This window comes from Lentzea jiangxiensis, from assembly GCF_900104175.1.
GTDB classification, from domain to species: Bacteria; Actinomycetota; Actinomycetes; order Mycobacteriales; family Pseudonocardiaceae; genus Lentzea; species Lentzea jiangxiensis.
The window spans coordinates 1-10,835 of the sequence record NZ_FNIX01000012.1; the positions used below are offsets into that span (position 1 = coordinate 1).

Consider the following 10,835-nt stretch of genomic DNA (forward strand, 5'->3'; position numbering starts at 1 on the left):
CCGCCGGTGCGCGGCCGGCGCGGACGTCCACGCCGACGACCGGACGCGTTGTACGCCGACCGCGCCTACGACTCCGCCAAACACCGCGAAGAGCTACGGAACATGGGGATCGACCCCCAGATCGCCCAGCGCGGAGAGGATCACGGATCCGGGCTCGGCACGATCAGATGGGTCGTCGAACGCACGATCGCCTGGTACCACGGCATGCGGCGCCTTCGCATCCGCTGGGAACGCCGCGACGACATTCACGAGGCGTTCCTCAGCCTGGCCACCTGCGTGATCTGCTACCGCCACATCAAAACCCTCTGTTAGGAACCCTAAGCGCGCGGCGGCGGTTCATCACTGGGCCACCTTCGCCACGATCTTCTTCGCGACCTCTTCGGCGTTGTCGCACGTCGCGGTCTGCACCCGGATCTGCTGGGTGAGGTCGTCGTCGTCGACGCGGTTGTCCTGATCGACCTTGATCTGGTCGTCCCAAACAATGTAGGTGGTGCAGCCCAGGCTTCCTTTGGACAGCACGGCTTTGCGGCCTTCGACGGTGATCTCACGCGCACTGCCGTCACTGGCTTTGACCAGCTTCGACGGGTCGGTGTTCATCGTCCATGCCACGTTGACCTCAGGCCGGCCGACACCCTTGTCCCGCTTCTGCGGTGCCGTCACCTTCCCGGATCGGGCCGTGCACGACATCGGCCCGCCCGTCTCGAGGAATCCCTCCTCGAACATGCCCAGCGTCGCGGACGCGGCCTTGTACGGGTCCGGTCTGACCAGCGTCAACTCGGGCTTGGTGCGTCCGGAACCGTGCTTGGCATGTCCTGCCAGATAGGCGCCAGCGCGGTGACGTACTCGCGCAACACCGCACACGCCGGTTTCGCGAGCTTCTCGTCGGACCTGACCGATGCGCTCGCACGAATCTGCACCGAGTGGTTGTCGTCGAGCGGCTTGGAGACGGTGCAGGTCTTCTCCTCCTCGGAAATGAACACGTCCAGCCCGCCCAGCTTCTCCGGCGCGTCGTCACGACTGCCTTGTGCGGCTCCGAGACGCCTGGGTCGACCTGAACCTCGGTCTGCTGCGGCGCGCCGCTGTCCTGCAGCTGCTGGTCACCGCCCGAGCCGGTGCAGGCCGTGGCGAACAGAACCGCACCGACCGCGGCAGCGAGCGTAAAACGCTGTCGTAGAGCCATGTCCGTGATTCCCCCGAATCTAGACAGAAGTACGAGAGGGCCCCTGACCAGAACGAATTGACGAATGAGCCGACGGCGGCTGACCAGCGAGCAAGATCAGACGTGTCAGCCGCGCAGCGGCGATGCCGAGGCGTGCACGCCGACGACCTCAGGAACTGCGGCCTCGGCGCCTGGCGCGAGCCAGGTCAGCAGCACGGCCAGCACGATGAGCACGCCGGCGGCGAACACCGTCGTCCGGTTGATCACCCCGGCCGCTGACCTGCCCAGGGCAGTGATCTGGTGCAGCCGTGGACCGGCTTGTGGCACGGCGTCGTCGTACCGTTGCTGACTGAGCAGCAGCATCTCCACGTCCCCCAACGTGGTCGGTCAGGCCACCACCGCGGCGAAGAGGTCTCCTCGCCCCGCTGGTGTGCCCGCGCGTGGCTCCAGCTCACGAACGAGCCGGAGACGGCCGTGCTGGTCATCAGCGAGCGCTCCGGCGCGCCGGAGCGCTGCACGACCAAACACGTGCCTGCCGGACACCTCGCGCACCGTGCGACCCATCGGTTCCCACACCGCGCCCGCGCTCGTAGCGCCGGCACGCTCAGCAGCTCTGCACTGAACGTGACTATGACCCTGCACGATAACGGCAGGTGAGATCAACAGCGAGCCTGGGAAGACGCAAAAATCGCCGCAGCCGACTATCATACGTGAACAGCGCTGTGCGGGTTCGCGGAGTTGGCGCACATCCTTGGATCGGCCCGCGACGTCGGCGCACCCTAACTGCATCGGCGCCTCGATCCGGTTCCTGCGACGGCGCCCGGTGGCCGCGAACGGGTCACTGATCACCGCCAGGGGGAGCGCCATGACCACACAGCAGCTGCATGACCGACTGACCGCTCCGGAGATGACGGCGCGGGCCCGGCTCACCGACCTGATCGAGAACACCGACGAACTCACCGCCACGCTGCAGGAGTGGCTGCGGATCCCTCTGGACCACCACCTGCATCGGCACGAGCTACGTCCGCCCACCAGCCCTGAGCGAGACGCCTTGCAGTTGCACAGCAGTACTCTGCACGTGCTGGCCCGCGAAGGTGTTCTGCGCGCCGCGATCCCGGCCTCTGACGAGCTCGTCGTCGCACGCGTGAGCGCGGTGATCGCTCGGCAGCGACTTCCCCAGCCTGCACGCAGTGCCCTCGACCTGGGTGAACTACCGCTCGGGGCGATCCTGCGGCGCCACCTGGTCCGCCGCCACACCCACGTCGCCGACCCTGCGGAGGGGTCGGACTCCACCGGCCGCGCTCAGCTGTTGCAGGTGCGTGCCACGCTGACGATTCCCGGCCGGGGGCGTGTGGCGGTCGTCGACGAGACGATCTACTTGGCGCTTCTACGACCGGGCTAGCTCACAGCGGTCCCGCCAGCCCCCAGGCGGAGCCCGGCTTCCGAGGGGCGTGGGCACGAGCCGCTCGGACGGGCAAACTCCGTCCTCCCAGCAACCGAGCCCAGCCGTCGAGCCGCCGCTCTTCAGCCTTGACCAGCAGGTTCACTCCCACATCCCGAGTACCGTGCCGCAAGCCGACACCTGGAATCAACGTCCAGCGGCGCTGGACGGACCACAAAGGGTTCTCAGGCCAGCGTGAGCGCGGATCTGTCCAGTCGGCGTGCGCCCAGCACGTTGGCGAGCAGGGCGATGGCGCGTTCCTGCTCGTCGTCGGAGTCAGCCTCGCCGTACGGATCGGCAGGGGACCGAAGGCGAGAACCACAGCGAAGTACTGCGCGCGATCATCGTCGCTCCGCGCTCCGCCGATCGCTGACCAGCGACTCAGCTGCGGGACACACCGTCCCTACTTGCGTGTGTGCGCGAGAGAGTCGCCCTCAGACGGTGCCGAGTATTCACGGTGGATGGGATAGGAGCGCCGGGGTCAGCGCTGTTCGCGTGCCATTTCGGCGAGTCGCTTGTTCTTCAGCGAGATGGCCGTTGCCCAGTCGCCTCGGTCCTCGGCCTCGCGGGTCTGCTCCGCGGTGCCGGACGGGCCGTTGCGCTGGCCCTGCGAGGGGCCGGGGCGGGGGGGCGGGGGCCGTCGCCGGCCCTGCCGAACCTGCAACAGGCTCTGGAAATCGCCGAAGGGACGAACGACGCCCGCAGCATCACCCTGCGGCACCGCCGCCTTGGCGAAACCGCGCTGCACCCCAAGATCGCCGATGCCCGGCTCGCAATCCACCACCTGCGGCGAGCATGTTCGCCGGCATCGCCGATGACATCGACCACGCCCGCACCGTCCTGCACGTGGCGCGGGCTCTGACGCTGAACGGGCAAGCCGCCGAGACGGTGTCGGAGTTGGCCGCGATCGAGCAGGCCGTGCACGACTACGGCTCGGTCGGCTACCCGGCCGACCTGTGCAGCGTGCTCGGGGAGGTCCACGCCGCGCTTGGCGACACGGCCGAGGCCGACCGTCGTTATGGCGAGGCCATCGACTACTACACCGCCGCCGTCATCGACCGGCGCGCCGACCAACCGACCGCCCGAACGACGAAGAGGAGCGAACGGCATGACACCACGCACCACGAACAAGGGAAAGCGGATCACCGGGGAGGCCCGAGTCACGATGGCCACTGACCTCAAGTTCCCTGTCAAGTCCTTGTGTTCAAGCGGCGAGAGGTCGAACCATTGGGTATGCCCAGTTGTGCTTGATTCGGGTAACGAGACCGATTGAGTCACTTGTCGATTTCAGCCGGTGATGCCAGGACACTTCTCGCTCGTCCTCGGGTATCCACCGACCCGTATGTGTCGGGTGGTGGCCACCCGAGGATGAGCGGTGGTCACGAGGTCAGACGGCGGAACTCGACGATCAGCCTGTCACGCAGCGTCTGGCAGCCCGGCCGATGCGTTTGAAGAAGTTCTTACGGCGGCCTTCCCGATATCCTTGTTTCGCCTGCTTCACGCAGGCGGCGATGTCCTGAGCGTTTCCGATCAGACCGCCCACTACGCCAGCCACCAGCCATTTGGCCGCGCTCCGGATCTTACGACCGACCCATTTGACCGCCCGCCAGAGCGCGCTGCGGATCCTTCGCGCGAGGCGTGCGCAGCCTTGCCTGAATCGCAAGCAGATGCGGATCACCGCGTAGATGGCTCCCACCAGCAGTGCCACTCCCCAGGCGCGCCCGTCGAGGTCGGTCACGCCGATCGGGTTGGTCGGGTAGGCGTACCTGTTCGCGCCACCGCCCGGAACCGGGTCGGTGGAGGTGAACAGACCGGTGACGGGGTTGTACAACCGCACGCCCATGAGGACGAGTCCCGCGCCGGAAACCGCGCGTTGCTCGGCGCCGAGCCAGCCGTACTCGACCTCGCTGGTGCTGGCCGTGTTCCCACCGGATGGTGCGCCGTACTCGTCGAACGCGTTCCACCCGGTGATCGAGGTCGCGGCCGCACCGGCGACCGGCAGGTCGATCGTCGTCACCACGTCGCCGTGGGGGTCGGCGATGGTCAGTTCGGCCACAGCGGCGTTGTTGACGGTCAGGGCGAGGTTGCCGCCGAGGAGTTCGGCGTAGCGACGGGTGACGCCGTTGCTGGTCACCCAAGTGGGATTGTCCGAGGCGTCGGTGTAGTGGTGGACGGTCTGGGTCGATCCCGTCGAGTCGGTCACGGTCTCGACGGCCCGGCGGTCGTGGGCGTCGAGGGTGAACGCGGTCGTGGCACTGCCCTGGGTGATCGACTTGGCTAGGTCGTTGTCGTGGTAGGCCAGGGCGATGTCGCCGCCCTGGGGGTCGGGGGCATCCGAGGCGGGCAGGATGAGCGTGCGGCCGAGCGGGTCGTAGGCGTAGGTGCCCTGACCACCGGCCCCGGTTACGGGGCGGTCGGCGGTGTCGAACGCCCTGGTGGTCGTCGTTGCGCCGGTCGTGGTGCAGGAGCCGTCCGCCGCGGCGGGGGCGATGGTCTTGGTGAGGCGGTTGTGGTTGCCGTCAAAGCCGTAGGAGCGGGTCGCGCAGGCCGGGGACTGCGTGGGGTCGGTGATGTCCACGCCGGTGGTCGCGGCGGTACGGTCGCGGACCTGGGTGAGCCTGCCAGCGGCGTCGTAGGTGTAGGCGCGGTCGTAGGGGACGGCGTCGCCTGGGTCGCTGCCGGCGGGGCCGGTGAAGGCGCTGCCCTCCGGGGTCCACTCGTGAGCTACGCGACCGGTGACGTCGTTGTCCTGGGACCAGGCCAGCCAGCCGCCGTCGGGATCGACGGTGGTGGTCCCGTCCTCGTCCACCGTGGTGATCCGACCGGTGTAGCGCAGGCCCACCGGTTCGCCGGCGTTGCCGAGGTCGGTGTGCCTGGTGACGCCGCCGGGCAGCTTCTGCACCACCAGGCCGCCGTCGGCGTCGTAGGCCCCCGTCGACGTCCACGTGGAGCCGGCGGTGGTCACCTCGACCTTGGTGGCCAGGCCCCGGCGTTCGGTCTTGCCAGCGGCATCGGGGCCGTCGTAGGTGTAGCGGGTGGACCCGTTGGCGTCGGTCACGGTCGCCACGGCGCCGGAGGCGTCGTAGACGGTGGTGGTGGCCGTTTCCCCGGAGGGTTGGTAGGTGGTCTGCCGACCCCACGAGTCGTACCCGGTGGTCACCGTGCCGGCGGTCGAGCCGTCCGGGTTCTTCGCGGTCATCTTGGTGGCCGTGCCGGTCAGCGGGTCGTACTCGGTCTCCTTGCGGGTGTTCGGCGTCGACCCTGTCAGGCCGGTGACGACCGTTGAGGTGGACGCCGTGCGGCCGTCGGGCAGGTAGGTGGTCGTGGCCGTCCTGGCCACCGCGCCGGAGGTCTCCACCACCGTGGTCGGCGCGAGCAGGTAGGTGAAGCCGGTCGTGGTGGTCGTGGGCAGGGTCGGCCCCGAGCTGGGTGCCGCGGCCGGGAAGGTCTTGCAGACCAGGCCCGCCCACTGCGGTTTCCCGCCGCACTCGGCGTGCACGGGGTTCGCCGCGACGGTGTGGTGCACGGTCCTGGTGGTGCCCGCGTCCGCGCCGTTGGAGGTCGGCTGCCGGGTCTCGACGGCACGGCCTTCGGCGTCGTAGCGGGTGAGGTGGACGAGGTCGCCAGCGGTGGGCGTGCCGTCGAGGTCGACGTCGGTGGTCACCCGGCCCGGCAGACTCAGCGCCCACCCGTCCGCGTCGCCCGCCACGGGGGCGGCGTAGTCGGTGAGGGTGCGGGAGACGACCTCGACGTCCTGTCCGGTCCCCGGGTCGTGGGCGAACGTCGTCTCCGTGGTCGCCAGGCGGTACGGCAGGGTCGTCGCCGGGTTGACCCCGCCGTTGGGCGCGCCCTGGTCGAAGTCGGTGCGCGTGTGGGTGCGCAGCCAGCGCAGCGAGCCGTCGCGCAGCGCGGCCGTCCGTGCCGGGCCGTAGGTGTCGGTGACCAGTGTGCCCGCCGGGGTCACCACGGTGGCGCCGTTGACGATGTCGGCGTTGTAGACGGTCGACGTGGCCAGTTGGTCGGAGGAGGCGCCGGAGGGCAGCTGGCCGTCGACGATCAGCCGCAGGGCGCGTTCGTCGAGTTCGCGCACCACGTTGCCCTGGGCGTTGTAGTCGGTGGCGGTGTGCTGCCAGGCTCCGGCGCCGTACTTGGCGGTGTTGACGGTGTAGCCCTGGGCGTCGGTGTACTGAAGGTCGGCGTGTTCCCAGTCGGCGGCGGCGATGTTCGCCGGTGAGGTGGAGTTCACCGGGTGGTCGGGGCCGAAGACGGCGAAGCCCTTCACCGGTGCGGCGGCCTGGTTCCAGCGCTCGACCGAGCCTGCCGACAGGTCGGGCAGGCCGGTGCCGGTGGTCGGCACGTCGTAGACGAACGAGGCCAGGGTCGCGACGCCGCCCGTCGGGTCGCCCGCGGGTCGGTCGCGCTTGACGTTGGCCAGCTTGACGTTCGGTGCGGCGGTGTAGGCGAGTTGGAAGGGGACCTGGCCCGCAGGTTTCACCGATGTGAGGCGGTTGCCGGAGTCGTAGCCGTAGGTGGTGCCGAGGTTGTCGCGCGGGTCGGTGGCCGTCGCCAGGCGTCCGGCCGTGTCGTAGGTGTAGGCCGCGACCTTGATCGCGTCCATGCCGGGCCCGCCGGTCTTGTCGGGGTTGAAGATGTCCAGCCACGCGGCGACCAGCCGCCCGTTGGCGGACCCGGAGGTGCCGTACTCCAGCCGCAACGACCGGCAGCCCACCGCGCCTGTGTAGACGCCCTGGGCGTCGGTGCAGACGACACCCGGTGCGGCGGGTGCGAGGATGCGGGTCACGCGGCCGCTTGCCGGGTCGTAGGTGTAGGTGGTCTTCCCCGTGACGCCGGCCTCGGTGATGCCCGCCGGTCGGAACTTCCCGGCCGCGCCGGCCGTCGGAGCGCCCGCGGTGGTCGTGGTGAAGGTGGTGGTCGTGCCGTCGTCTTCGGTGTACGCGATGGTGGTCGTAGCGCCGCTGCCCGTGACGGTCAACTTGCCGGCGTCGAGGGTGGTGTCCTCGTCGGCGGCCACCCAGTTTCCGGTCTGGAGGGCCGCGGTGGTGCGCCGGGTTCCGTTCGGGGACTCGAACACCAGGGCGGTCCCGTCGCCGTCGAGCAGCACAATGGTGCCGTCGATGCGGGTGCTGTCGACGACCTGCATCCCGGCCACGCCGGCGTCGGCGCCGTCGAACTGCGCGGTCCAGCCGGGGCCGAAGACGCCGTTGACCGCGTCGGTGGCGCCGGCGAACGTGGAGTGCGACCGGGACAGTGACAGGTCGCCGGTGTAGCCGGGCACCGACACGTCGATCGCGGACGTATTGAACTCGCCGGTCCACAGCGCGACCTGGCCGGGTCCGGCTTTCGAGACCGAGAACCCGTTGCCGAAGGCGTGCGGCAGGCGCTGCACGGTGGCGCCAGGGGCTTGGGACCAGGTGCACTGTTCGGTGGTGCCGTACTTGAAACAGACCTGGATGTCGAGTTTGACCGGGATCCGGTCGTTCAGTGTGGTGGGCTGGATGCCGGTGGTGTCGGGGTCGGCGTCCAGGTTCGCGTCGGTCTTGGCGAGGTTCGTGTCCCAGAGGGTGTTGACGTTGATGCCGCCGGCGCCGTTGTCGGCCACCGGCAGGTCGGTCGCGTCGTTCCAGCCGGTCAGGTCGTCGTTTCCGCCGTAGCCGGAGACGCGCCACTTCACCTTCGCGGTCACCGACGTGGCGGGGCCTCTCGGCGGGCCGGAGGCTGTGATGCGGATGTTGTCGGTGGTGGTGGTCCGGGGTGTCGAGGTCGGCGAGGTCAGCGTCGTGCCGCCCCAGCCGAACTTGTAGGTCTGGTTCGGCGAGAGCTTGCCGGCAGGGGTCTCGGCCTGGACGACGATGGTGTGCAGACCCGCCTTGTCCTTCGGGAAGGTCACGTTGTACTTCGCGACCGCAGGGTCGTTCGACGAGGTGATCTTGATCTGGCCTTCGGCACCACCGGTGAAGTTCGCCGGCGGGCGCTTGCCGTCCACGATGAGCCGCAGGTAGCCCGGCGCGTTGTATCCGGTGCCGGTCGCGGTGATCGTGCACGTGACGTCCGTGGTGGGCGGGTTGTCCTGCCAGGTGTCGCTCACGTTGTAGGGCGCCGGGCACGACACGACGGGCAATGCCGGGGTCGCCGTACCTGTGCGCAGCCGCTGGTTGTAGTTGACCCAGGAGCCGTCGAGTCGGCCGTCGTTCGCCTTCGCCCGGATGTAGAGCAGGGTGTTGTCCGGCAGGTCCGTCGCTGGACGGCAACCGGCCGTCGTACCGGACGCGTAGACCGACGACGTGCAGGTGCCCTTCAGGCTGAAGGTCGGGCCCGTACCCGTGTAGAACTCGAAGACGTACTTCACCGTGTTGCCGTCCGGGTCCGTAGCCTTCGTCCGCACCCAGGGGCGCAGGCTCGGCGAGTACAGCCACGAACTCGTCTCACCCGGCGCCGCATACGCGACGGCCTCGCTCGGCTCCACTGTGGCCGGCGCACCGGGCGGCCGGTTGTAGGTGTAGGAGACGAAGGGGTCCGCGGAGCTCTCACTGGAGTGGAACCTCTTCCAGGAGTTGGAATCGGCCTCGTTGCCCGCCATCAGCACCATGCCGCCGACGGTGTAGGGCGCGTTCGACCACGCCTGCACCAGAGGGGTGATCGGCACCGACATCCGTCCCGCCGGGCAGCCGCTGTCATGCCCCTTGGCCACGCTCGTCGACCCGTACTGCGAGCCGAACGTCGGCTGCGCGGTCCATCGCGTGGCCGTGGACGCCAGCTCGTAGGTGCTGCGGACGATCATCGTCGACGCGGTGCACGAGTAGGACCACGTCTCGAACATCGACAGTTCCGCACTCACGATCTGCTTGCCCTTGAACGGGGCGACGGAGAAGTTGAGGAACGACCGCGCCTTGACCGTGCCGCCGTTGTAAGTGCCCAGCTTCAGCTCCGACGAGATGGACTGGTCGGTGGTGTAGTCCGACTGGACCCAGGTGTCGAAGCTGGAGTACGCAGTGCCGACTGCGTAGGTGGGGTCCACGGTGATCGGGTAGGTGCGCTTGGAGTCGTTGAACCACACCGGGTCAGGGGTGACCACGAGGTTGGTGGAGCCGTCGGCGGCGGTCTCGATCGCGATGCCAACTGTGCTGTGGTTGACGTGCTCACCGCTGCGCTTGTCAATCTCAGCGTCCCACATCAGCGGCACGGGGATGCTGGAGTGCACCTGCTCCTTGGCATCGAGGAAGTCGATCGTGCCGTCAGGCTGCTGCCTCGCGGTCAGGCCCTTGAGGCGCAGCGGGATCCGCCACACCGGTGCCATGGCCGGGCGGCTCTTGACCACGAAGTCGTACTCGAAGCCCGACCGACGGGTGTGCAGGACCAGGTCCACACCCGGCTCCACGTCCGGGTAGACGGCCTCGGTCCCGTCCAGCTTCGGTTCCGGCAACGGCCAAGGCGCCACCCACTCGACCTGACGGGCCGGGTCCGCGGCCAAGGCTGCCGCGACGAACGCGGTGCCCTTTTTCGTGGTCTTCCCGCCGAGCTTCAATCCCAACGGGTGGCCGGTCGGGGCGACCGTGCCATCGCGGTCCTTACGCCACTTCAAATCCACCGTGCGCCAGTTACCGGTGGTGTCCTTGAAACGGATCGGCGCACCGTGCGCCTCCGTGGTCAACGTCCCGTCCGGATTCGACCACGTCGACGACGTCTCGGTCCGCATCGACTCCACTTCGACGCGCGAGCCCTGCGCCCGCGCGCTGACCGCCGCCGAGACCACGTCCGGCCGCGCGTCCACCCGAGCTGCGGTCGCGGGCGGCGGTGCCTCGGGGGCCGCCACGGCGACAACCGGAGCAACCACCTCCGTGGTGCTCAGCACCAACGCCACCGATGCCGCATACGAGACGATCCTGGTCGCCAACGACCTGGATCTGCGCGAGAAGAACAATCTTGGAGACGACACGAATCCACCCCTGTGGCAAAACCGGCGAGCGCACTCCGATATCACGTACCGTCGTCGACACGGTCTCACCCGAATGGAAGCACGCGAAATTCCATCTCACGGCAAAGATGCTGAACCGCGTTGGCGGGTGATCGACCGTAACAGCGGCGGACCGTGCGCTTCCCCGAAAGCGCACGAGGATTACGGAAGCCCCCCTCGCGACGCCCGACGGTCGGGCAGTCACCTCATACTGGGCGGTGTCCTTATGTCGAACAATCTGCCGTTCGAGTGAAGCAGTCACA

General features: G+C 68.7%; 9 protein-coding genes. 4 read left to right on the top strand and 5 right to left on the bottom strand.

Annotation, left to right across the window (positions count from 1 at the left end):
* Positions 1-312 (top strand): transposase (locus tag BLQ91_RS26295; RefSeq protein ID WP_143022819.1); only part of this gene is annotated, 312 nt, incomplete at its 5' end.
* Positions 313-339: 27 nt separating this feature from the next.
* On the opposite strand, the gene BLQ91_RS26300 is transcribed toward BLQ91_RS26295, so the two are convergent.
* The 3 genes from BLQ91_RS26300 to BLQ91_RS26310 form a co-directional block, all read right to left on the bottom strand.
* Entirely contained in the window at positions 340-774 is a 435-nt protein-coding gene (locus BLQ91_RS26300) for a hypothetical protein (RefSeq protein ID WP_090100854.1), read from the bottom strand.
* Positions 771-980, bottom strand: a complete 210-nt coding sequence (locus tag BLQ91_RS26305) for a hypothetical protein (RefSeq protein WP_090100855.1) — start codon at positions 978-980, stop codon at positions 771-773. Before BLQ91_RS26305 ends, BLQ91_RS26300 begins: the two co-directional genes overlap by 4 nt.
* Positions 981-1,285: 305 nt before the next feature.
* Entirely contained in the window at positions 1,286-1,522 is a 237-nt protein-coding gene (locus BLQ91_RS26310) for a hypothetical protein (protein ID WP_143022820.1), read from the bottom strand.
* Positions 1,523-2,024: 502 nt separating this feature from the next.
* Between BLQ91_RS26310 and BLQ91_RS26315 the strand changes: the two genes are divergently transcribed.
* Positions 2,025-2,561: a hypothetical protein gene (locus BLQ91_RS26315; RefSeq protein ID WP_090100857.1), complete on the top strand. Its 537-nt coding sequence runs from the start codon at positions 2,025-2,027 to the stop codon at positions 2,559-2,561.
* A 520-nt stretch (positions 2,562-3,081) separates the two neighbouring features.
* Here BLQ91_RS26315 and BLQ91_RS26320 read toward each other — a convergent pair.
* On the bottom strand, positions 3,082-3,384 hold the full coding sequence (locus BLQ91_RS26320; RefSeq protein WP_090100858.1) for a hypothetical protein: 303 nt from the start codon (positions 3,382-3,384) through the stop codon (positions 3,082-3,084).
* Between the two features lie 11 nt (positions 3,385-3,395).
* On the opposite strand from BLQ91_RS26320, the gene BLQ91_RS26325 reads away from it, so the two are divergent.
* Positions 3,396-3,776 (top strand): hypothetical protein, encoded by a 381-nt coding sequence (locus tag BLQ91_RS26325; RefSeq protein ID WP_090100859.1) that lies wholly within the window; start codon positions 3,396-3,398, stop codon positions 3,774-3,776.
* Between the two features lie 232 nt (positions 3,777-4,008).
* Here the strand turns inward: BLQ91_RS26325 and BLQ91_RS26330 are convergent, their stop codons facing one another.
* Positions 4,009-10,200: a DNRLRE domain-containing protein gene (locus BLQ91_RS26330; protein ID WP_218130411.1), complete on the bottom strand. Its 6,192-nt coding sequence runs from the start codon at positions 10,198-10,200 to the stop codon at positions 4,009-4,011.
* A gap of 61 nt (positions 10,201-10,261) precedes the next feature.
* Between BLQ91_RS26330 and BLQ91_RS42175 the strand changes: the two genes are divergently transcribed.
* Complete coding sequence (locus BLQ91_RS42175; RefSeq protein ID WP_218130412.1) at positions 10,262-10,825, top strand: hypothetical protein; 564 nt, start codon at positions 10,262-10,264, stop codon at positions 10,823-10,825.
* Positions 10,826-10,835 lie beyond the last annotated feature (10 nt).